The sequence below is a fragment of the Ruegeria sp. CL3 genome (assembly GCF_056536505.1).
On record NZ_JBQFPT010000018.1, the window covers coordinates 1 to 21,147 of the forward strand.

Consider the following 21,147-nt stretch of genomic DNA (forward strand, 5'->3'; position numbering starts at 1 on the left):
TGGTCGCCCTCGCCAAGGCGCTGTTCCGCGACAGCCAGCGTGACAAACACGCCGAGGCACCACAGGCCGCAGAATAAACCCACCAAAACACAAACAATCAAAGCGCCGCCCCAAAGGGCGGCGCTTTTTTTGTTGATACAGTAGGACCCCGTAGAAAGGGCGCTTTCGGTTATCCGGCGACGACACTCTGCCGTTGCACACCCAGCCCTTCGATCCCAAGCTCCATGCGGTCGTCCGACTTGAGGTACGTCTGTGGGTTCTGTCCCATGCCAACGCCCGGAGGCGTCCCGGTCGAGATCACATCACCGGGTTGTAGAGACATGAACTGCGACAGGTGCGAGATTACCGTCGCAACGCCGAAATGCATCGTTCTGGTCGAGCCGTCCTGATACCGGTGCCCGTTTACTTCAAGATACATCAGCAGGTTCTGCGGTTCGGGCACCTCGTCGCGCGTTACTAACCAAGGGCCGATGGGGCCAAACGTGTCGGCGGACTTGCCTTTAACCCACTGGCCTGAGCGGTGCAGCTGAAAATCACGCTCGGACAGGTCGTTGACGACGCAATATCCAGCCACATGATCCAGCGCATCTTCTTCCGAAATATACTTGGCCTCTTTCCCGATGACGACGCCCAGTTCGACCTCCCAATCAGTTTTGCCCGAGCCGCGCGGAATTTCGACGGTATCGTCCGGGCCAATGATCGCCGAGGTTTCCTTGAAGAATATCACCGGCTCTTGCGGAAGTTCCATACCGCTTTCGGCGGCGTGATCTGCGTAGTTCAGACCGATGCAGATGAACTTGCCTACCTGACCCACGCAAGCACCGATTCGGGGTGAGCCATCGACCATCGGCAAGCTGGCGGGATTAAGCGCCCGCAACCGTGCAAGCGTTTCATCTCCCAACGCCTCGCCCGATATGTCACTGGCGATGCCCGAGAGATCGCGGATCGCCCCGCCATCATCCAGAAGCCCGGGTTTCTCAGCGCCTTTGGGGCCATAGCGGAGCAGTTCATATCAAGTTCCTTCGTTGCTCAGATGGTCCAGCCGCCGTCAAGCGCAACGGCTGTTTGGTGGTATTTCTGCAGACATCGCTCGCAAGGGCCATCCTGCAGCGTCAAACATCCTCGGGAAGCAGGTCAGTGGGAATGTCCTGGTAGCACACCGGCCGTAGGAAACGACGGATCGACAGAGTGCCAACCGATGTAGCGCCGAAATTTGTCGATGCCGGGTAGGGGCCGCCATGAACCATGCTGTCGCAGACCTCGACCCCTGTCGGGAAGCTGTTGGCCAGCAAGCGCCCGGCTTTACGCTCCAGCAGTGGCAGCAGCGCCTGTGCGTCGGACTTATCGCCGGGGGCCAAATGCAAAGTGCAAGTCAGCTGGCCTTCGATAGCGCGCGCAATCTGCTGCATCTGAGCTGAGTCGCGGACGCGGACAACGATGCCGAGCGGGCCAAAGACCTCTTCTTGCAGTTTGTGGTCGGCCAGCCAGTCATCACCCGACACCGCGAACAAGTAGGGGGCCGCATCACGCGTCGCGCAGCTGGTGCCCATGATCTGGGTGACTCCGGTTCCCGCCGCGACACGTGAAACGCCCTGACGGTAGGCTTCGGCAATGCCATCGGTCAGCATGGTTTGCTCGGCCACAGAGGACAGGCCCGCCTCGGCGGCGGACTGGAACGCATTTGCCTCGGGGCCTTCAATGATAACCGCGATACCGGGATTGGTGCAGAACTGACCTGCTCCCATTGTCAAAGAGCCAGACCAGCCGGCCCCGATCTCGGCCCCGCGCGCGGCGGCGGCTTGCGGCAGGATGAACATTGGATTGACCGAGCCAAGCTCTCCGAAGAACGGGATGGGTTCGTCGCGTTGCGCGCACAGATCGAACAGGGCGCGACCTCCAGCAAGGCTGCCGGTAAACCCAACCGCCCGGATCAGAGGATGCTGCACCAGACGCGTTCCCACATCCCGTTTACCGCCTTGCACCAATGAGAACACACCGGGATGAACGCCTGTCGCCTTGATGGCAGCGTCGATGGCCTGCGCGACGATTTCACCCGTACCCGGATGCGCCGAATGGCCCTTGACAACGACGGGGCAGCCTGCGGCCAAAGCCGCAGCCGTATCGCCCCCCGCGACCGAGAAGGCCAGCGGGAAGTTGGACGCGCCGAACACGGCCACTGGCCCCAGCGGACGCTGGATCATGCGCAGGTCGGGGCGGGGCAGGGGCGCGCGATCGGGCATGGCCGGATCGTGGCGCATGTCCAGATAGTCGCCCGCCTCAATGTGATCGGCGAACAGACGCAGCTGAAGGACGGTACGGCCACGTTCGCCTTGCAAACGGGCCTCGGGCAGGCCGGTTTCTTGCGTTCCGATTTCAGTGATCGCATCGCCACGTGCGTCAATCTCGTCGGCAATCTTGCGCAGCAAGGCCGCCCGCTCGGTCCGGGTCGACCATCCGAATGAGGCAAAGGCCTCTTCGGCGGCGTCTACGGCACGGTCGACCAATGCGGGCGTGCCCACTGCAAAGTCATGGCTGGGACCATGGGCCGGTTCCGATGCGAAAGTGGCGTCTGCGCCGACCCATTCGCCAGCGATCTGGTGTTTTCCAGTCAACATATTGGTTCTCTCTTAAAGCAGGCCGCGTTGGGCGAGGTTTCGCATCAGATGTGAGGCCCCGAAGGTCCATTCAGGGCATTCCGTGGACAGGCGCACCGTGTTTGTAAGTGCCCCAAGCTGGCTGTTGGCGATGGTGACGATATCGCCAAGTTTATGGGTGAAGCCTCCTCCGGGCGTGTCGCGGTCCTGAGTTGGGGCAAAGAGCGTGCCCAGAAACAACATCAGCCCGTCCGGGTATTGGTGATGGCGTCCAATGGTCTGTTTCACAAGATCCGCAGGATCGCGGCTGATCTGGGACATGGAAGACGCGCCATTCAGAACAAACCCATCGGGTCCGGTGACAGTCAGCGTCAACTCGGCCTTGCGCACGTCGTCGAGGGTGAAGCCATCGTCGAACAGCCGGATCATTGGGCCGATCGCGCATGAGGCGTTGTTGTCCTTGGCCTTGCTGAGCAGCAGGGCCGAGCGCCCCTCGACATCGCGCAGATTCACATCGTTGCCCAGCGTCGCGCCCTTGATTTCACCGCGTGAGGTTACGGCCAGAACCACCTCGGGTTCGGGGTTGTTCCAGGTGGAAATCGGGTGCAGCCCGATATCCGCGCCCGCGCCAACCGAGGACAGAACCTGCGCTTTGGAGAATACCTCGGCATCTGGTCCGATCCCGACCTCGAGGTACTGGCTCCAGAGACCTTCTTCGATCAGCGCCTCTTTGACTTTTGCGGCCTCATCCGAACCGGGCGTGATATTGGACAGGCTGTCGCCGATCCGCTCCCCGATGCGCGACCGTATCGCGTCGGCTTTGGCTGGATCGCCTGCGGCCTGTTCCTCGATTACGCGCTCGACCATCGAGCCGGCAAATGTGACGCCGCAGGCTTTGACCGCTTGCAGGTCACACGGCGCCAGCCACTGATGATCCGCGTCAATAGGGCCAAGGTCTTCGCCTAGCGCCGCACGGACGTAATCCGCTGCATCGTCCCGCTCGAGAATATCCCGAACGGTTGGCGCAGTTTTAGACGTGACATCGACCACGCGGCCATCGCGCAGGGTCACAACGCAGGGGCCAATCCCAGCGCGCTCAATACGTCCGAGCCACAGCCCGTTGGAGTCCAGATTTGGTAGAGTCATATCAATCCCTGAGGTTATAGGCCCGCGCGGCGTTGCCACCCATGACGGCATCTCGTTCGGAGCTGCTGAGCTGGCTCAACAAATGGTCTGTAGTTTCAAGCCAGCGTTCGTAGCTGCTGGCCAAGGTGCAAACCGGCCAGTCGCTGCCCCAGATCAGGCGGGACGGGCCGAAGCTGTTCAGCAGGTGGTCCACGTAGGGGCGCAGATCATCGACGGTCCAATCGGATGCGGCTTCGGTGACAAGACCGGACAGTTTGCACCATGCGTTGGTCTCGCTGGCCAGCGCTGCCATATCCTCAGCCCAACCCTCGAATATTGCGTCCCGGATCAGCGGCTTGGAGCCGTGATCAATGACAACCTTCATGTCCGGATGATGTGACACTAGCTTTCTGAGCGGTCCCAGATGCTGCGGCAAGGTCAATGCGTCGAAGGTCAGTCCACGCGCTGTAAGTTCAGTAAAAGTGGGGGTCAGAGCGTCGCCCAGCATCCAGAGCGGATCGGCAATGTCTTGGATCATCGGACGAAGCCCAACCAGCGTTGGGTGCGCATCCAACGCAGCGATCTGGGTCGCCGCATCCGGGGCTTCGAAATCGACCCAACCCACAACTCCTTTGATAAATGGAGTCTCATCGGCCAGGGACAGCATGTATTCCGTCTCGGCCACCGTTGGAGCCGCCTGCACCAGCACGGTGCCTTCAATGCCAGCGACTTTCAGCATCGGGGCCAGATCATCAGGGGTAAAGTCGCGGTAGATCACGTCCAAGTCAGGCGTCAGCCAGCCATAGTCCCCCCGCGCCACGGCCCAGAAGTGCTGATGCGCGTCAATCCTCACGCGATCACGCCCTTTTTCAGGATGATATTGCCATAGAGCCTGCGCTCGCCTGTTTGGACGATGGCAAACGCATTGGCCGCACGCTCATAGAAGGCAAACCGCTCAAGCCCCTGTACCTTGGCCGGGTTGTCCGCCGTCGCGTCAATGATGTCCTGAAAATCGGCGACGGCTTCGGGAATTGCGTCCGGATCACCGACCACCTGCATGGTCAGGGCGGGGTCGATCACGAATGTATCCAGAGGCATTAAGGATAGAACGGCCCGCAGCATCTCACTCGCGGTTGAGCCATCCGCTCGGATACACTCAGGGCCGGTGCTTGTGCCGGGAAAATTCGCATCCGCAATCACGATTTCATCACCGTGTCCCATGGCTCTGAGCGCATGTAGCAGGCTGGGCGACAGAATGGGGTCGATGTTACGCAGCATTGGCGGCCTCGCTCGGCAGCGGTGCATCCGGACGGATCAGCCCCTCGGACCACAGATCAGACCAGAGGCCCGGGGGCACTTCCCGCTCTAGCAGGGCCACGTTGGATTGCACTTCGGCTGCGCTGACAGCGCCCGGCACGACTGTTTTGACGCACGGATGGCCCAGAACAAATTGAAGGGCCGCCGCGATCAGAGGAGTGTCATGCGCGGCGCAAACGGCCTCGATCTTGCGGACGCGCGCAAGTATGTCCTCGGGCGCATCGGCGTAGTTGTATTTTGCACCCGGTACGGCTCCGGTTGCGAGGATGCCGGAGTTATAAGGCCCGCCCAGAATGATCCCCACGTCGCGCTTTTCACAAAGGGGCAGGAAGCTGTCCAACGCCTCTTGTTCAAGCAGCGTATAGCGGCCGGCCAGCAGGAAGCCGTCGAAATCACCCAGACCAAGAAGCTTTTCACACACCTGCCATTCGTTCACGCCTGCGCCGATAGCAGCAATCTCTCCGGCGTCGCGCAGCTCAACCAGTGCCTTGTAGCCGCCTCCGTCGAACAGCTCACGCACCTTGGCGTCCGACATTTCCTGACTGCCCTGGCTGAACACACAGACGTCATGCACCAGAAGGATGTCGGCATTTGCGACCCCGATGCGTTCACGGCTGGCCTCGTAGGAGCGCATCACCCCGTCATAGGTATAGTCGAAAACGATCCGTTTTTGCGGAACGTCCACAAAGGCCTCGGGCGTGACCTCATGGGGTTCGCAATTCAGTAGCAGGCGCCCGATTTTGGTGGACAGCTGGATATTCTCCCGCCCAAAGCGGGCAATCGCCTCGCCAAAGCGGCGCTCGGACCGCCCAAGTCCGTATTGCGGCGCGGTGTCAAAGAACCGAATGCCTGCATCGTAAGCCGCATGAAGCGCGGCCTGCGCGTCCTCATCCGACACCTTGCGGTACAGGTTTCCCAGCGGGGCACCGCCAAATCCCATCCGGGTCAGCGGAACGGGCCGCGCGGTACGGTTATTGAGCAATTCTGTCTGTGAAACGGTCATCCTGCCTCGCTATGCGACTGTTGGGTGAGGTTGAAAAGGTGGGGCTTTTGCTGCCTGAGTTCCTCGATGCGCGGCATCAACTGTCCCAAATGGGCGCGCATTGCGTCCTGAGCGACCTGCTCGTTGCGGCTGCAAATCGCGTCAAAAATGGCTTTGTGTTCCGCCAGTGTTTCAGCAATCCGGCCGGGGGTCGGCAGCAACAGCATCCGCGCCCGGCTCACCTGCAGAGAAACATTCTGCGCAACGTTGGCGAGGTGACGGAAGCCGGTGAAGTCCATCAGCATGCCGTGAAACTCTTCGTCGGCCTGATAGAAGCCAGGAACATCGTCATCTTCGATCAAAAGCTCTTGCAGGCGCATATTACGGCTGAGACGTTTTCGCTGATCTTCGGTCAGGTCACGCGTCACCTTGGCGACGGTTGCCAATTCGAGTGCTTCGCGCAGAAAGGCACCTTCGCGGATCTCATCCATCGAGAAATAGGACACACGCGTCCCGGATTGCGGGACTACATCCACCAGACCTTCAGATGCCAGCCGGGCGATAGCGTCCGCAACAGGCGCCCGTGACACGCCTAAACGCTCGCAAACCGGGGCCTTACGAAGGTTCGCGCCTGGTGGAAAGTCCAGCGCCAGAATCGCCGTTTTCAAAGAGTGGTGAACCCGCTGAGCCAGCGATCCTTCGGTGGTCGTAATCTCGGGCAGGAGAGAGGCATCAATATCTTGGAGCTTGTTCATGATCATCGTTTAACATTCTAACATGTTAGTTGACAAGAGCAGATATAGCACTTAGCAACATGGGCCAAGCAAGCGGGGAAGTGATGCAAGCACACGACGGCATAAATGTTCTGGAAAAGGCGGCACGGGACGTCGTTCAGCTTAACCCTGATGACAATATTGTTATTGCCCTGCGTGACTTGCAGGCGGGCGAGCAGCCGACACAAGTGCCAACCCCTCTGACCTCGCAAGTGGCCCGCGGGCACAAGATTGCGACGATGCCGATTCGGGCTGGCGAGAATGTTATCCGTTACGGCCAGATCATCGGTCAGGCCAAAAGCGATATTGCACCGGGGGATCACATCCATGTCCACAATCTGGGGATGGGCGCGCATCAACAGGACTATGCGCATGCCAGCGCCAATGCTCCGCTACCCGCGCTGGCCGCGGATCGCACGTTTGACGGGTATCATCGTGCCGATGGCCGGGTAGGGACGCGCAACTATATCGGCATCCTGACCAGCGTGAATTGCTCGGGCTCTGTTGCAAGGTTCATTGCCGAGGCGGCCGAGAAGTCTGGGCTTCTGGATGACTTCCCCAATGTCGATGGGGTGGTGCCGATTGTGCATGGCACGGGCTGCGGCATGTCCGGCAAGGATGAAGGCTATGCCACCTTGTTCCGAACATTGGCCGGTTACGCTCAGCACCCGAATTTCGGGGGTATCCTGCTGATTGGTTTGGGCTGCGAGGTCATGCAGGTCGCAGACCTTGTCGGAGGACGCCCGATCCGCCCCGATGGTGCGTTGCGCTACATGACCATCCAGAACGAGGGCGGCACGCGCCGCACGATCGAACGCGGTTTGGATGAGCTGCGGGGGATAGCCGAACTGGCGAATCAAGCCGAGCGCGCGCCCGCGCCCATCAGTGCAATCACTGTTGGAATGCAATGCGGTGGATCAGACGGGTATTCCGGGATCACGGCCAATCCGGCCGTTGGGTATGCTTCGGATCTGCTGGTGCGCCACGGCGGAACAACGATCCTGTCCGAGACATCTGAAATCTACGGGGCGGAGCATCTTTTGACCCGCCGTGCCGAGACCATCGAAGTGGGCGAAAAGCTCATAGAGCGTATCCACTGGTGGGAAGACTATACCGAGCGCAATGGCGGCGAGATGGACAACAACCCAAGCCCCGGTAACAAGCGCGGCGGGCTGACGACCATTCTGGAGAAATCGCTGGGTGCTGTCGCCAAGGGCGGCACGGCACCGCTGCGCGACGTCTACAAGTTCGGTGAGAAGGTGGACAAACACGGGTTTGTCTTCATGGACAGCCCCGGATTTGATCCATGCTCGGTCACGGGACAGGTGGCATCAGGCGCGAACCTGATTGTGTTCACCACCGGGCGTGGTTCGGTGTCCGGCTATCAGCCGACACCCTGCATCAAACTGGCGACCAACTCGGAAATGTATGCCCGGATGGCAGACGACATGGATCTGAACTGCGGCGACATCGTCACCGATGGCGTCAGCATCGAAGCCAAAGGCGAAGAGCTGTTCGAGGTACTGATTCGTGTCGCCTCGGGCGAGAAAACCAAAAGTGAAGAACTTGGCTTTGGGGGCGTGGAGTTCGTCCCCTGGCAAATCGGCGCGGTGATGTAAGCCGCACCGCCCTTGGGGAGAGGGGCAGCATGGGAGGAGAAATGACGAAACTGGTCGACATGACGGGGATTGATAAGCACTTCCCCGGTGTGCATGCGCTGAAATCCGTGCAGTTCGATCTGTTTCCGGGTGAAGTTCACGCGCTGATGGGCGAGAACGGTGCCGGGAAAAGCACGCTGATGAAGATCCTCTCGGGTATCTATCAGCGCGACGGCGGCGATCTGGTGATCGAAGGGAAATCCGTTAGCCCAACCACCCCGCGCGAGGCACAGGATCTGGGCATTGGCATCATCCATCAGGAACTGAGCCTGATGAATGACCTGACCGTCGCGCAGAATATCTTCATCGGACGCGAACCGCGCAAAAGCTTTGGTCGTCTGGACGAAGCCGCGCTGAATGCGCAAACAGCCGAGATCTTCGCCTCGATGAACCTGAACCTCGACCCCAAGGCGCTGGTCGGCAGCCTTACCATCGCAAAACAGCAGATGGTCGAGATCGCCAAGGCTTTGTCCTTCCGGTCGAAAGTTCTGATCATGGATGAGCCGACCGCGGCCCTGAACGACGCCGAAATCGCCGAGCTGTTCGTGATCATCCGCCGCCTCAAGGCGGAAGGTGTGGGCATCGTCTATATCAGCCACAAAATGGATGAGCTGAAGCAGATCTCGGACCGGGTCACGGTCATGCGCGACGGGGAATATGTCGGCACGGTGGGTGCTGCAGAGACCCCGATCAGCCAGATCATCGCAATGATGGTGGGGCGTGAGGTGAATGAGGAACCTCTGGACGTGCCCGATCTGGGTGATGCCGAGGTTTCGCTTCAGGTTTCGGGCCTGACCCGCAGCAAAGAAATCCACGATGTCAGCTTTTCAGTTCAGAAAGGCGAGATACTGGGCTTTGCTGGTCTGATGGGCGCTGGCCGGACCGAGGTCGCGCGGGCAATCTTTGGTGCCGACCCAAAAGATGCCGGTGAAATTCGGGTGCATGGTCAGGTGGTCTCGATCAAGTCGCCCACCGACGCGGTGAAGGCCGGGATCGGGTATCTATCTGAGGACCGCAAGCATTTCGGCCTCGCCACGGGGATGAATGTGCGGGACAATATCGCGCTGGCCTCGATGGATCTTTTCACAAGTACCGGCGGTGTTCTGAATGACAGCGAAATCAGCACCACCGCCAAAGGCTACATCGCGCAGCTGGGCATCCGAACGCCATCGGATGTGCAAGAGGTTCGGCTGCTCTCGGGCGGCAATCAGCAAAAGGTGGTCATCGCCAAATGGCTGCTGCGCGATTGCGATATCCTGATCTTCGATGAACCCACACGGGGCATCGACGTGGGCGCAAAATCCGAAATCTACAAACTGCTCGAGGAGCTGGCAGAGCAGGGCAAGACGATCATCGTGATCTCGTCCGAATTGCCCGAGATCATGCGCCTCAGCCACCGCATCGCCGTGATGTGCGAGGGCCGGCTGACCGGCATTCTGCCCGGCGGAAAAGACACCACTCAGGAAGACATCATGCATCTGGCCACGCAACGGGCGGCGGCAATGCAGGTAACGGGGACAATGCAATGACCACAGCTACGGATATCGACAAGAAAAAGCCCTTGGCGGGCTTGTCGGAAAGCGGCGCCTACCAGAAAATGCTGGCCTTCGCGAGCCTGATCGCGCTGCTGATCGGCTTTTCGATCGCATCGCCGAACTTCATGCAAACCTCGAACATGATTGCGATTTTGCAGGCGACTTCGGTCAACGGGGTACTGGCGGTGGCCGCGACTTTGGTGATCATCACCGGCGGGATCGACCTATCGGTGGGCACGTTGATGACCTTCTGCGCAGTGATCGCGGGGGTGGTGCTGACCTATCTGGGCATGCCGTTGCTGTTAGGCGTTGCGGCCGCAATCGCGGCGGGCGCGTTCTGCGGCCTGTGTTCGGGGACCTTCGTCGCAAAAATGAAAATCCCGCCCTTCATCGCCACACTCGGCATGATGCTGATCCTCAAGGGTCTCTCGCTGGTGATCTCGGGGACGCGACCGATCTATTTCAATGACACGCCGGGCTTTGACCAGATCTCGCGCGGGTCGCTGATCGGAGAGGTCTTCCCAGCGCTGCCCATCCCTAATGGCGTTCTGATCCTGTTCATCGTCGCAATCGCCGCCTCGTATATCCTGAGCCGTACAGTTCTGGGTCGCTATACCTTTGCGCTGGGGTCGAACGAAGAGGCCGTGCGCCTGTCGGGTGTGAACACCGATATGTGGAAGATCCGCATCTATGCGCTGGCCGGAGCTATCTGCGGCATTGGCGGCATCCTGATCGCCTCGCGTTTGAACTCGGCACAGCCTGCCTTGGGTCTGGGGTATGAGCTGGAGGCCATCGCGGCGGTTGTCATCGGCGGCACATCGCTGTCGGGCGGTCGCGGCACGATCCTTGGCACCTTGATCGGCGCCTTGATCATGGCGGTGCTTACCAACGGGCTGCGGGTCCTGTCCGTCGCGCAGGAGTGGCAGACGGTTGTCACCGGCGCAATCATCATTCTGGCCGTCTATGCCGACATGGCACGGCGCAAGAAATCCGGCTGAGAATAACAAAATAGAAAACGACCAACTGTGGAGGAGAAAACATGTTTTCACGTCGTTTCATTCTGGGGGCGCTGAGTGCGGCCACCCTGGCGGGTCCCGCCTCGATGGCGGCTGCCGAAGAAATCTATATCCCGCTGGTGTCCAAAGGCTTCCAGCACCAGTTCTGGCAGGCGGTTAAGTCTGGGGCCGAGCAGGCGGCGGATGAGTTCGATGTCACCATCACCTTCGAAGGCCCGGACAACGAAACTATGGTGGACCGTCAGATCGATATGCTGGCGGCGGCCCTGGCCAATAATCCCAAAGCCATCGGCTTTGCAGCGTTGGACAGCCAAGCGGCGATCCCGCTGCTGAAACAGGCCAATGACAAAGGTATCCCGATCATCGCCTTCGACAGCGGCGTCGACAGCGACATCCCGCTTTCGACCGCAACTACAGACAACCTTGCAGCGGCCGGTCTGGCAGCGGACAAGATGGCCGAGAAGATCGGCGGCAAGGGCAAAGTCGCCGTTGTGGCGCATGACCAGACCAGCCGCACAGGGATCGACCGCCGCGACGGGTTCGTAAACCGTATCGCCGAGAAATATCCGGACATCGAAGTCGTTACCGTTCAATACGGTCAGGGCGATCACCTGAAATCGACCGAAGTGACAAAGGCGATCCTCACTGCAAACCCGGATCTGAATGGTATCTTCGGCACCAACGAAGGCTCGGCCATTGGCGTTGTGAACGGCGTTCAGGAACTGGGCACCGAAGGTCTGGTCATCATCGGCTATGACAGCGGCAAAGCACAGAAAGACGCGATCAAAAGCGGCCTGATGGCGGGTGCGATCACGCAGAACCCCGTTGGTATCGGCTATGAAACCGTAAAAGCTGCGGTTTCAGCCCTGAATGGCGAAGAAGTACCGGCCCTGATCGACACGGGCTTCTACTACTACGATGCCACGAATATCGACGACCCGAAAATCTCGGCCGTTCTGTACGACTAAAACCATCCACTCACGATAACCTGTCCGGCCTGCCCTTACTGGGTGGGCCGGATGCTTTAGAGGTAGCTCGGGTCAACTAGTGGCCATGTGTCCTAGGCCTGGGGTGCAGGCCCGAGTGACTCGCGTATCTTTGTCGTGGCTTCGAGCTGTACACTTAACCCCGCATCCTCACCTTTGCGCAAAGCGACCAGCATACGCGCAGCCCCTTTACCCATGTTTCGATGGGGAACATGAACCGTTGTCAGGGCCGGTGTTACGATCTCTGCTATTTCAATGTCATCAAACCCGGTGATGGACACATCTCGCGGCACTTCAAGACCCATTTTCCGCGCCTGCCTGAGAGCACCAGCGGCAAGAACATCGTTGCCGCACAGGATTGCAGTCGGTCTCGGGTCCAATTCCATCGCCGCCTCCAGAGCGCGGGCTCCGTTGTCGATCGAGTAGGGCGTTTCGATGACGTGCAGGTTGCCGACATCAAGGTTCCGAGATAGCATCGCTTGTTGCACGCCCTCACAGCGCAACCGAGCCCTGTCGTTGCCGTCCCTCTCTGCCGTGACAAAGGCGATGGCGCGATGTCCCAGGTCGAGTACCTGTTCGGTCAGCGCGCGCATGGCGCTTCGGTTGTCAAACCCGATAGACAGGTGCGTTTGGTCAGGATCATAAACCCAGGCAACCACACATGGGATCCGCTGTTTTTTCAGGAACTCATAAACCTGCGGGGTCCGGTCAAAGCCAATCAGCAAAAGCGCATCCGCACCGCGTGCCACGAGGCTGCGGATCTGCTCTTCTTCAAGCTCAGGGTTATATGAAGAGCTGGCGACGAGCAGGGTTATTCCATGCCTCTGAAGCTCTTCCTGAAAGGCTTGGAGGCCACGTGCGAAGATGGCGTTTTCCATCGTCGGGATAATTGCGCCAAAGGTTCTGGTGCGTTTGGCTGCAAGGGCCTGCGCCCCGAAGTTCGGTGTGTAACCAAGTGTTTTGACCGCGCTCAGAACTCGTTCGCGCGTTTTCTCGGACACCATTTTGGGATTGTTGAGACACCTCGAAACCGTGGCTGTCGAAACACCTGCACGTTGCGCAACGTCTTCCAGCGTAGGTGACGTCCGGCTTGGCTCGTCTGGAAATGGTGCCTTCGTCATCTACCTAAATACACTCGTGGTTTTGGCGCTTCATTTGCGCTCTTCGGAATGCGGGGTCAACTGGCGTGCCATTCTAGGTACAGTGTAAGCGCTTGCAATGCAAAATGTAAGCGCTTACAGTTGCTTCGAATCGGAGAGGAGGGGGTTTGGCAATGTTCATATTCGCGGCCATTGCGCTTTTTCTGGCGTTCCTGATCAACGTCGTCGCGGGCGCATTTGGCTACGGCCAATTCCTGGGCGACGTAGGAGAGATGGTGTTGCTCTTCGCGGCATCGCTCGCATTCGTTGTCGTCACGCTAAGGAAAGAGGCGGCCGCACAATCAAAAAAACAATAAATGACATGACCCATAGGGAGGAAAACATGGATCGTGAAAAGCAGGAATTGGCTTCGGCTTCTCGCCGGAACTTCTTGAAGCTGGCAGGAAGCGGTAGCTTCACCGCAGCGTTGGTTGCAGGGGCTGCGGGGACTTTGTGGTCCAGCGAGGCCGCGGCACAAACCGCCAAGGAAGAGCGTGAACGGGAGGATGCAGCGGAATTCACGATGACCCTTGCGACAGCGTATGTCTTGGGTGCATCGCGCAGCTATCCGATCATGCAGTTGGACCTGAAGGAAAACATCCAGAACGCCACCAATGGCAAGGTCTATGTCAAGCTGGCACCTGGTGGTCAGTTGGGGGCAGGTGGCGCCCTGGTCCAGGCGGTACAGGCTGGCACCATCCAATGTGCGCAGCATTCCCTGTCGAACTTCGCGCCCTATGCGAGTGCGGCTGACCTGATCAATATGCCCTATTTCTGTGGCTCGAACCAGCGCTTCACCAACCTTGTGACCTCGGATGCGTGGAAAGCCGAAGTACACCCCAAGATCGAAGCCGCAGGTTTCAAAGCGCTTTTCTACATCAATATCGACCCGCGTGTTGTAGCCGTGCGCAAGGGCGGAAACGCCGTGATCACGCCCGGCGACATGGCAGGGGTCAAGTTCCGCGTGCCCGGCTCGAAGATGCTGCAGCAGTACTATCGCATGGTCGGCGCGAACCCGACGCCGGTGGCCTGGGGTGAAACGCCTTCGGCGATCAAGCAGGGCGTGGCAGATGCTCTGGATCCGTCGGTTGGCGCGCTCTTTGTGTTTGGCTTCAAGGACATCCTGAGCCATGTCACCTTTACCCAAGCGGTGCCGGACAGCCAGATTTACTCGATGAATCTGGAATGGTTCAACTCGCTACCCGCAGATGTGCAGGAAGGCATCGAGTTCGCGGGCGAGTTGACCTCGCATCAGAACCTGGCCAAGGTTCCATCTGCACGCACCTATGCAATGGCAGAACTGCGCAAAGCAGGTGTCGAGTTCCACAGCCTCACCGAGGATCAGCTTGCGGAATGGAAAGCCGCTGGTGGATACCAACTGTCCGATTGGGACGAGTTCAAGGTCGAGCTCGCGGGTTCCATGGACAACTTTGCCAAGCTGGAAGAAGCGGCTGGCACGAAAGGACGCTACTACGTCCACGATGCTTGATACGCCTCGTCGCGTTTCAGGGGCGGCATAGTTACTGGCCGCCCCAAAAATCTGACGACAACTTGGAAATCCGGCTGCCGGCTGCCCTTGAGGTGCCGGTGAACGGGAGGATTGCATGCAACGAATACTGCAAGAACTGAACCGGAATGCCGAGCGCTGGCTGCTGCTCGTGTTCTACACGATGCTGGTGGCGACGATGTTCATCGAGGTGCTTCGGCGCGAGTTGTTGTCCTATTCCTCGATCTGGGGCGAGGAAATCGTCCGATACTCGTTCATCTACCTCGCCTGGATCGGCGCTGCCGCTGCGGTTCGTGAGCGTGGCCATATCCGCATAGACGTGATCATGCACTATGTCAGCCCTCGGATTAAGGCGTTGCTGTATCTCTTTGGGGATTTTGTGATGGTCGCCGTGTCGGTCGTGGCGCTCTATTATTCGTATGAAACAGTCCACGTTTCCGCAAAATTTGGATCTGTGACAGACGGTCTGCGCATCAGCCGCGTCTGGTTCCTGATGGCCGTTCCAATCGGTTTCGCACTGGTTCTGCTTCGCCTCTTCCAATCCATCCTCCGCGACATCGCGGACCTTCGTGCGGGTCGCCCCGTCTACGAAGGTGACAAACTGTTCGACTGAGGGGGCTGGACATGCTTTGGAACCAACTCGATCAATCCGTTGTCCTCGGCTGGGATTTTTATGGCCCGGTCATCCTGTTCGTCGTCCTTGTCGCACTTGCCGTTCCCGTCTGGGCCGCCATCGGTTCTGCCGCGATCCTGATGCTAGTCTGGTCAGGGGCTCTGCCTTTGAGCCTCGTCGGGGAAAAGCTGTTCTCTGGGATCGACTTTTTCGCGCTGACGGCTGTGCCGCTATTTATCTTAACAGGCGACGTCCTAGTCAGAACCGGGCTCAGTCGAAAATTTCTTGATGTGGCCGAGGCTCTAACACAATTCGCCAAGGGCGGCTTTGGATCGGCCACGGTGCTTGTCTGCGGGATGTTCGCCGCGATCTCAGGCTCGGACGCCGCAGGAGCCGCAGCTGTTGGCCGCATGACGATCGACCGACTGGTCGAATCCGGCTACCCCCGGCCATATGCTTGCGCCCTTGTTGCGGCTGGAGCCTGTACCGGTATCCTGATCCCGCCATCGATCGCCTATATCATCATCGGCCTTGTTTTGGGGATTTCTGCCTCGACACTGTTTCTGGCCGCTCTGATCCCTGGCATTGCGATCCTGCTGTCCATTCTTGCCACCAACATCATCATGAACCGCCTCAAAGGCTGGGAAGGTGGAGGCAACATCAGCATGGGCGAATACTTCTCGCGGCTTGGCAAAGCCCTGAAGTCAGGTTGGTATGCCTTTCTGGTGCCCGGTATCATCTTCTACGGCATCTTTTCAGGTCGCCTTACGCCGACCGAAGCAGGTGCAACCGCCGTGGTGGTTACGATCGTCATGGGGTTCATCCTGCGCACTCTGAGCCTGAGCGATTTTCCCGCGATGCTGGTCAGTTCAGCCAAGGTGAACGGGGTCATTCTGCCGATCATCGCCTTTTCGGCTCCCTTGGCCGAAGCACTGGCCATTATTGGTGTCCCGCAAGGCTTTGTGGCAGCCGCCACCTCGGTCAGTGACGAACCGCTTGTCCTCATACTGATGATGGTCGGCATTCTAATCGCAGCGGGCTGCGTGATGGAGACGACGCCGAACATCGTGATCCTCGCGCCGATCCTTAAGCCTCTGGCGGATGACATCGGCATGAACGAAATCCAGTTCTGCATCATGATGATCACCGCGTTGGGCGTTGGTTTTATCACGCCACCCTTGGGGCTGAACCTTTTCGTGGTCGCAGGAATAACGGGCGAGTCGATCCTGAAGATCGCTTATCGCGCCATTCCGTTCGTCCTGTTCATGCTGATCGTCACCCTGTTCATCGCCTATGTGCCGACGATCTCGACCGTTCTTCTGCCAGATATTTACAAATAGGAAGCAATCAATGCCGAGAGAATATCTCAAAAAAGCGACGCTGACCTCGAAAAGCGATGCTTCGGAAACCAAGAAAATCGTCCGCGACATTCTTGATGAGATCGAGGCCGGCGGGGATGAGGCAGCCATGGCCTACGCCCGGAAGTTTGACAATTACGATGGTGAAATCCTGTTGTCACCTGAGGCCATCGAGGCTGCGTCGGCCCTCGTGCCCGAAAAGCTGAAGCAGGACATACAGTTCAGCCACGCCAACGTTAAGAAGTTCGCCGAGGCGCAGTTGGGCACGGTCAAGGACTTTGAAACCGAGGTCGTGCCGGGCTTTATCGCCGGTCAGAAGGCGATCCCGGTGGATGCCGCAGGCTGCTATGTGCCCGGCGGGCGGTATAGCCATATCGCAAGCGCGATCATGACCGTCACCACGGCAAAAGTCGCTGGGTGTAAGCACATCGTCGCGTGTTCTCCACCACGCCCCGACGTGGGTATCGCGCCTGCCATCATCTATGCGGCGCATATCTGTGGTGCAGATAAAATCTTGGCCATGGGCGGTGTTCAGGGCGTTGCGGCGATGACGTTTGGCCTATTCGGCTTGCCCAAGGCCAATATTCTCGTGGGTCCGGGAAACCAGTTTGTGGCTGAGGCGAAGCGGATGCTGTTCGGCCGTGTCGGCATCGACATGATTGCTGGCCCGACCGACAGCCTGATCCTGGCCGACAAAACAGCCGATCCGATGGTGGTTGCAGCCGATCTCGTGGGTCAGGCCGAGCATGGTTATAACTCGCCGGTCTGGCTGGTCACCGATGACCGTGCCCTGGCCGAAGAAGTCATGCGCCTGGTGCCAGAGCTGATTGCCGATCTACCGGAAGTGAACCGCGACAATGCCACCGCCGCCTGGCGCGATTACGCAGAGGTAATCCTTTGCGCGGATCGTGAGGAAATGGCCGCAACTTCCGATGCTTATGCACCCGAACACCTGACGGTTCAGGCGGAAGATCTGGAGTGGTGGCTGGATCGCCTCAGTTGCTATGGCTCGCTGTTCTTGGGCGAGGAAACCACCGTGGCCTTTGGCGACAAGGCGGCGGGAACGAACCATGTGCTTCCGACCTCTGGGGCGGCCAGCTACACAGGTGGCCTGAGTGTGCACAAGTACATGAAAATCGTGACCTGGCAGCGCGCGACCCGTGAAGGTGCCAAGCCCGTCGCTGAAGCGACCGCACGGATTGCACGACTCGAGGGCATGGAGGGCCACGCACGCACCGCCGACATCCGCCTGAAGAAATACTTCCCGGACGAAGAATTCAACCTGACGGCGCAAGGCTAGAACACTTGTCTTCCTCTCGATTATTCAGCGTTGATGGCCACGTGGCCGTTGTGACCGGGGCCAGTTCTGGCCTCGGTCAACAAGCGGCAACGATCTTGGCGAAATCCGGTGCAAAGGTGGTGGGCGTCGCCCGCCGCGCCGAAGCCTTGGCAAGCTGGGCGGACCAGATGGGCGGAAACGTTGCCGTCCTCGCTGGCGATGTGGCCGATCTTGAAAACCAACCGGAGCTGGTGCGCGAAATAGCTGCTCCGTTCGGCGCGCCGGATATTCTTGTTCATGCTGCGGGTCTCAACCCAAGATTGCCAGCCGAGGACCTGTCACCAGAAATTTGGAACGCGACCCTCGCGGTCAACTTGTCTGCCCCCTTCTTCCTGAGCCAGGCTTTTGTTCCGGCCATGAAGGAAAAAGGCTGGGGGCGGATCGTCAACTTTGCCTCGCTACAATCCTTCCGCGCCTTTCCAAACGGACTTCCCTATGGCGCTTCAAAGGGTGGCGTGGCCCAGATGACCCGCGCCATGGCCGAGGCGTGGTCGTCTGCGGGGATCAACACAAATGCGATTGGCCCGGGCTTTTTTGAGACCGAACTGACTGCGGCGGTCTTTGCTGATCCCGAACGTGCCGAACGAAACGCGGCTCAAACTTGCATTGGCCGCAACGGGGCGCTCGGAGATCTCGATGGGCCTTTGCTCTTTCTGTGTTCAGAAGCCTCTCGCTACGTGACCGGCCAACTCCTGATGCTGGATGGAGGGTTCACCGCCAAATGAAAGCTCTTGTTTATACCGACGTTCAGGCCCTGTCTTACGAAGAGACCAGGGACCCAACCCCACAGCTGGGCGAGGCGCTGATCCGGGTGGAAAGCGTGGGCATCTGTGGCTCGGACATGCATGCCTATCTGGGTCACGACAACCGCCGCCCGGCCCCTCTTATCCTTGGGCACGAGGCGGCTGGCATCATCGTTGACGGACCCCGCGCAGGTGAGCGTGTGACGATCAACCCTCTGGTCAATTGCGGTGCCTGTCCGGCCTGTGTTTCCGGACGTGAAAACCTGTGTCCGACGCGGCAGATCATCTCGATGCCCCCGCGCGAGGGCGCTTTCGCCGAGCTTGTACGCATCCCTGAAGCCAATCTGGTCACGGTTCCTGACGATGTTTCACTGGCCAAAGCGGCACTGGCCGAACCCATCGCCGTCGGCTGGCATGCGGCCCGACTTGGCGTTGAGGCGCTGCATCCATCGGAACCGCGCCAAGCGCTTGTCATTGGTGGCGGCGCAATTGGAGTGGCCGCCGCTTTGTCCCTGCAAGCGATGGACTTTGAGGAAGTTGTAATCGTCGAGAGAAATGACATCCGCCGAGAGTACCTCGCCGCCACCTGTGGAATGCAGGTCGCCAAGGAGGTTCAGGACGAATTCCCTGTTGTTGTCGACGCAGTCGGATTTGCGGCAACAAGGGCAGTTGCCTCTGCCGCTGCCAAGCCCGGAGGTGTGGTTCTGCATATCGGCCTGGGCGAAGACACGGGCGGCCTGGATGTGCGTCGCATGACCCTGCAAGAGATCACCTTTATCGGCACCTACACCTATACCGCGCAAGATTTTCGCGACACCGCCGCCGCCATGTTCGAGGGCAGGCTGGGCGCACTGGACTGGGTGGAAAGCCGACCGTTGTCAGATGGGGCGCATGCCTTCGAGGACATTCTGGCAGGGCGAGTCGCGGCCCCGAAAATCATTCTAAAACCTGACGCCTGAGGAGACTACAAATGGCTGAAATCCCCCACTTGCTCGTCCACGAACATGCCGACAATGTCGGTGTTGTCGTGGTCGAGGGCCTGACGGCCGGCACCGATATGCTGGTCTGCGTAACCCATGACAATTCGACCTTCCGCCTGACATCTGGCGCTGATGTGCCAATCGGCCACAAGATCGCGCTGAAAGACTTCAAGGACGGGGATACCGCGATCAAATACGGCGAGGATATCGGCAAGATCATTGCGGACATTCCCAAGGGTGGCCACGTCCACACCCACAACTGCAAAACAAAGCGCTGGTAAGGAGTCCTCTTCATGGCACTCGATTTCAAAAATATGTCTGTGCATGCTTACCGTCGTGAGAATGGCCGTGTCGGCGTTCGAAACCACGTGGTTATCTTGCCGGTCGACGATATTTCGAACGCAGCCTGCGAAGCCGTTGCGAATAACGTCAAAGGCACACTTGCGATCCCGCATGCCTATGGCCGCTTGCAGTTTGGCGCGGATCTGGAGCTGCACTTCCGGACTATGATTGGCACCGGGGCGAACCCCAATGTGGCGGCAGTTGTCGTGATCGGCATTGAGCCGGGTTGGACCAAGCGGATTGCGGACGGCATTCGCGAAACCGGCAAACCGGTTGCCGAATTCTCGATCGAGCAGAAAGGCGATTTTGAAACCATCCGTCAGGCCAGCTGGGCCGCTAAGGAATTCGTGCATCTGACCTCGGAATACCAGCGCGAAGAATGTGCGCTGAACGAGCTGTGGATCTCAACCAAATGCGGTGAGTCCGACACCACCACTGGCTTGGGGTCCTGCCCGACGGTTGGCAATATGTACGACAAGCTGCTACCCGAAGGCATCACCGGCTTTTTTGGCGAGACTTCGGAGATAACCGGCGCTGAGCACATCTGCCAGAAACGCGCGATCAACGAAGAAGTTGGCGAGCGCTGGTACAATATGTGGAAGGCCTATCAGGACGATGTGATCTTTGCGCATCAGACCGACGACCTGTCGGATTCCCAGCCGACCAAAGGCAACATCGAAGGCGGCCTGACCACGATTGAGGAAAAAGCCTTGGGCAACCTCGAGAAGATCGGTCGGACCTCGCAATACATCGACATCCTCGATGCCGCCGAAGCGCCAAGCTCGGGCGCGGGGCTGTACTTCATGGACAGTTCCTCGGCCGCGGCGGAATGTGTGACCCTGATGGCGGCCGGTGGCGCTGTCATCCACACCTTCCCCACGGGTCAAGGCAATGTGGTGGGCAATCCGATTGTTCCGGTTATCAAGATCACTGCGAACCCTCGGACTGTGCGGACGATGGCAGAGCACGTGGACGTCGACGTTTCGGGTATCCTGCGCCGGGAACAGACCATTGACGAAGCGGGCGATGCACTGATCGACATGATCCGCCGCACAGCCAATGGCCGCAACACAGCCGCCGAAGCGCTTGGCCATCGCGAATTCTCGATGACCAAGCTCTATCGCAGCGCTTAAGTCGGGC

At 59.1% G+C, this 21,147-nt stretch carries 21 protein-coding genes; 13 read left to right on the top strand and 8 right to left on the bottom strand.

All coding sequences use genetic code 11. The features are described from left to right. Window positions 1-169 precede the first annotated feature (169 nt). From ACR0NO_RS20800 to ACR0NO_RS20830, 7 genes are all read right to left on the bottom strand, one after another. On the bottom strand, window positions 170-901 hold the full coding sequence (locus ACR0NO_RS20800; protein ID WP_480725416.1) for a fumarylacetoacetate hydrolase family protein: 732 nt from the start codon (window positions 899-901) through the stop codon (window positions 170-172). A 211-nt stretch (window positions 902-1,112) separates the two neighbouring features. Further along, complete coding sequence (locus ACR0NO_RS20805) at window positions 1,113-2,615, bottom strand: aldehyde dehydrogenase (NADP(+)) (protein ID WP_480725417.1); 1,503 nt, start codon at window positions 2,613-2,615, stop codon at window positions 1,113-1,115. A 12-nt stretch (window positions 2,616-2,627) separates the two neighbouring features. Beyond that, window positions 2,628-3,740 (bottom strand): fumarylacetoacetate hydrolase family protein, encoded by a 1,113-nt coding sequence (locus ACR0NO_RS20810; RefSeq protein ID WP_480672862.1) that lies wholly within the window; start codon window positions 3,738-3,740, stop codon window positions 2,628-2,630. 1 nt (window position 3,741) lies between these two features. Further along, a complete protein-coding gene (locus ACR0NO_RS20815) occupies window positions 3,742-4,572 on the bottom strand; it encodes an amidohydrolase family protein (protein ID WP_480672860.1) in 831 nt (276 codons plus the stop codon). Beyond that, window positions 4,569-4,997, bottom strand: coding sequence for an RbsD/FucU family protein (locus tag ACR0NO_RS20820; RefSeq protein WP_480672858.1), 429 nt, complete (start codon window positions 4,995-4,997; stop codon window positions 4,569-4,571). Before ACR0NO_RS20820 ends, ACR0NO_RS20815 begins: the two co-directional genes overlap by 4 nt. Continuing rightward, the gene (locus ACR0NO_RS20825) at window positions 4,987-6,039 is read right to left on the bottom strand and encodes an aldo/keto reductase (RefSeq protein WP_480725418.1); all 1,053 of its coding nucleotides are present in this window, start codon (window positions 6,037-6,039) and stop codon (window positions 4,987-4,989) included. Before ACR0NO_RS20825 ends, ACR0NO_RS20820 begins: the two co-directional genes overlap by 11 nt. Beyond that, on the bottom strand, window positions 6,036-6,773 hold the full coding sequence (locus tag ACR0NO_RS20830) for a GntR family transcriptional regulator (RefSeq protein WP_480725420.1): 738 nt from the start codon (window positions 6,771-6,773) through the stop codon (window positions 6,036-6,038). The genes ACR0NO_RS20825 and ACR0NO_RS20830 overlap by 4 nt, the downstream gene beginning before the upstream one ends. Before the next feature lie 83 nt (window positions 6,774-6,856). On the opposite strand from ACR0NO_RS20830, the gene ACR0NO_RS20835 reads away from it, so the two are divergent. Genes ACR0NO_RS20835 through ACR0NO_RS20850 form a run of 4 tightly spaced genes read left to right on the top strand, consistent with a single transcriptional unit; the run spans window position 6,857 to window position 11,968 of the window. After that, window positions 6,857-8,410 carry a UxaA family hydrolase gene (locus ACR0NO_RS20835; protein WP_480725481.1) on the top strand — a complete coding sequence of 518 codons (1,554 nt, stop codon included), beginning with the start codon at window positions 6,857-6,859 and terminating at the stop codon, window positions 8,408-8,410. A gap of 41 nt (window positions 8,411-8,451) precedes the next feature. Next, window positions 8,452-9,978, top strand: a complete 1,527-nt coding sequence (locus tag ACR0NO_RS20840) for a sugar ABC transporter ATP-binding protein (protein WP_480725422.1) — start codon at window positions 8,452-8,454, stop codon at window positions 9,976-9,978. Further along, window positions 9,975-10,982, top strand: coding sequence for an ABC transporter permease (locus tag ACR0NO_RS20845; RefSeq protein ID WP_170463775.1), 1,008 nt, complete (start codon window positions 9,975-9,977; stop codon window positions 10,980-10,982). The genes ACR0NO_RS20840 and ACR0NO_RS20845 overlap by 4 nt, the downstream gene beginning before the upstream one ends. Window positions 10,983-11,023: 41 nt before the next feature. Continuing rightward, a complete protein-coding gene (locus ACR0NO_RS20850; protein WP_170668171.1) occupies window positions 11,024-11,968 on the top strand; it encodes an ABC transporter substrate-binding protein in 945 nt (314 codons plus the stop codon). A gap of 92 nt (window positions 11,969-12,060) precedes the next feature. Here ACR0NO_RS20850 and ACR0NO_RS20855 read toward each other — a convergent pair whose 3' ends face one another. Next, window positions 12,061-13,107, bottom strand: coding sequence for a LacI family DNA-binding transcriptional regulator (locus tag ACR0NO_RS20855; protein WP_170668169.1), 1,047 nt, complete (start codon window positions 13,105-13,107; stop codon window positions 12,061-12,063). Between the two features lie 152 nt (window positions 13,108-13,259). Between ACR0NO_RS20855 and ACR0NO_RS20860 the strand changes: the two genes are divergently transcribed. The 9 genes from ACR0NO_RS20860 (at window position 13,260) to ACR0NO_RS20900 (ending at window position 21,140) form a co-directional block, all read left to right on the top strand. Continuing rightward, a complete protein-coding gene (locus tag ACR0NO_RS20860) occupies window positions 13,260-13,442 on the top strand; it encodes a hypothetical protein (RefSeq protein WP_170467628.1) in 183 nt (60 codons plus the stop codon). 26 nt (window positions 13,443-13,468) lie between these two features. Next, window positions 13,469-14,614 (top strand): TRAP transporter substrate-binding protein, encoded by a 1,146-nt coding sequence (locus ACR0NO_RS20865; protein ID WP_170549844.1) that lies wholly within the window; start codon window positions 13,469-13,471, stop codon window positions 14,612-14,614. Between the two features lie 115 nt (window positions 14,615-14,729). Further along, window positions 14,730-15,245, top strand: coding sequence for a TRAP transporter small permease (locus ACR0NO_RS20870; protein ID WP_170378174.1), 516 nt, complete (start codon window positions 14,730-14,732; stop codon window positions 15,243-15,245). 11 nt (window positions 15,246-15,256) lie between these two features. Continuing rightward, entirely contained in the window at window positions 15,257-16,585 is a 1,329-nt protein-coding gene (locus ACR0NO_RS20875) for a TRAP transporter large permease (RefSeq protein ID WP_170378176.1), read from the top strand. A gap of 10 nt (window positions 16,586-16,595) precedes the next feature. After that, on the top strand, window positions 16,596-17,903 hold the full coding sequence (gene hisD / locus ACR0NO_RS20880; protein WP_170549840.1) for a histidinol dehydrogenase: 1,308 nt from the start codon (window positions 16,596-16,598) through the stop codon (window positions 17,901-17,903). 41 nt (window positions 17,904-17,944) lie between these two features. Further along, window positions 17,945-18,667, top strand: a complete 723-nt coding sequence (locus ACR0NO_RS20885; RefSeq protein ID WP_480725424.1) for an SDR family NAD(P)-dependent oxidoreductase — start codon at window positions 17,945-17,947, stop codon at window positions 18,665-18,667. After that, window positions 18,664-19,644, top strand: coding sequence for a zinc-dependent alcohol dehydrogenase (locus ACR0NO_RS20890; protein WP_480725426.1), 981 nt, complete (start codon window positions 18,664-18,666; stop codon window positions 19,642-19,644). The genes ACR0NO_RS20885 and ACR0NO_RS20890 overlap by 4 nt, the downstream gene beginning before the upstream one ends. A gap of 11 nt (window positions 19,645-19,655) precedes the next feature. Next, window positions 19,656-19,946, top strand: a complete 291-nt coding sequence (locus ACR0NO_RS20895; RefSeq protein ID WP_170378184.1) for a UxaA family hydrolase — start codon at window positions 19,656-19,658, stop codon at window positions 19,944-19,946. 12 nt (window positions 19,947-19,958) lie between these two features. Beyond that, window positions 19,959-21,140 (top strand): UxaA family hydrolase, encoded by a 1,182-nt coding sequence (locus ACR0NO_RS20900; RefSeq protein ID WP_480725427.1) that lies wholly within the window; start codon window positions 19,959-19,961, stop codon window positions 21,138-21,140. Window positions 21,141-21,147: the final 7 nt, after the last annotated feature.

Coding starts and splice junctions, on each gene's coding strand:
- ACR0NO_RS20805 (WP_480725417.1), bottom strand. CDS start 2,615: ATGTTGACTGGAAAACACCAGATCGCTGGCGAATGGGTCGGCGCAGAC.
- ACR0NO_RS20810 (WP_480672862.1), bottom strand. CDS start 3,740: ATGACTCTACCAAATCTGGACTCCAACGGGCTGTGGCTCGGACGTATT.
- ACR0NO_RS20820 (WP_480672858.1), bottom strand. CDS start 4,997: ATGCTGCGTAACATCGACCCCATTCTGTCGCCCAGCCTGCTACATGCG.
- ACR0NO_RS20825 (WP_480725418.1), bottom strand. CDS start 6,039: ATGACCGTTTCACAGACAGAATTGCTCAATAACCGTACCGCGCGGCCC.
- ACR0NO_RS20830 (WP_480725420.1), bottom strand. CDS start 6,773: ATGAACAAGCTCCAAGATATTGATGCCTCTCTCCTGCCCGAGATTACG.
- ACR0NO_RS20835 (WP_480725481.1), top strand. CDS start 6,857: ATGCAAGCACACGACGGCATAAATGTTCTGGAAAAGGCGGCACGGGAC.
- ACR0NO_RS20840 (WP_480725422.1), top strand. CDS start 8,452: ATGACGAAACTGGTCGACATGACGGGGATTGATAAGCACTTCCCCGGT.
- ACR0NO_RS20845 (WP_170463775.1), top strand. CDS start 9,975: ATGACCACAGCTACGGATATCGACAAGAAAAAGCCCTTGGCGGGCTTG.
- ACR0NO_RS20850 (WP_170668171.1), top strand. CDS start 11,024: ATGTTTTCACGTCGTTTCATTCTGGGGGCGCTGAGTGCGGCCACCCTG.
- ACR0NO_RS20855 (WP_170668169.1), bottom strand. CDS start 13,107: ATGACGAAGGCACCATTTCCAGACGAGCCAAGCCGGACGTCACCTACG.
- ACR0NO_RS20860 (WP_170467628.1), top strand. CDS start 13,260: ATGTTCATATTCGCGGCCATTGCGCTTTTTCTGGCGTTCCTGATCAAC.
- ACR0NO_RS20865 (WP_170549844.1), top strand. CDS start 13,469: ATGGATCGTGAAAAGCAGGAATTGGCTTCGGCTTCTCGCCGGAACTTC.
- ACR0NO_RS20870 (WP_170378174.1), top strand. CDS start 14,730: ATGCAACGAATACTGCAAGAACTGAACCGGAATGCCGAGCGCTGGCTG.
- ACR0NO_RS20875 (WP_170378176.1), top strand. CDS start 15,257: ATGCTTTGGAACCAACTCGATCAATCCGTTGTCCTCGGCTGGGATTTT.
- hisD (WP_170549840.1), top strand. CDS start 16,596: ATGCCGAGAGAATATCTCAAAAAAGCGACGCTGACCTCGAAAAGCGAT.
- ACR0NO_RS20890 (WP_480725426.1), top strand. CDS start 18,664: ATGAAAGCTCTTGTTTATACCGACGTTCAGGCCCTGTCTTACGAAGAG.
- ACR0NO_RS20895 (WP_170378184.1), top strand. CDS start 19,656: ATGGCTGAAATCCCCCACTTGCTCGTCCACGAACATGCCGACAATGTC.
- ACR0NO_RS20900 (WP_480725427.1), top strand. CDS start 19,959: ATGGCACTCGATTTCAAAAATATGTCTGTGCATGCTTACCGTCGTGAG.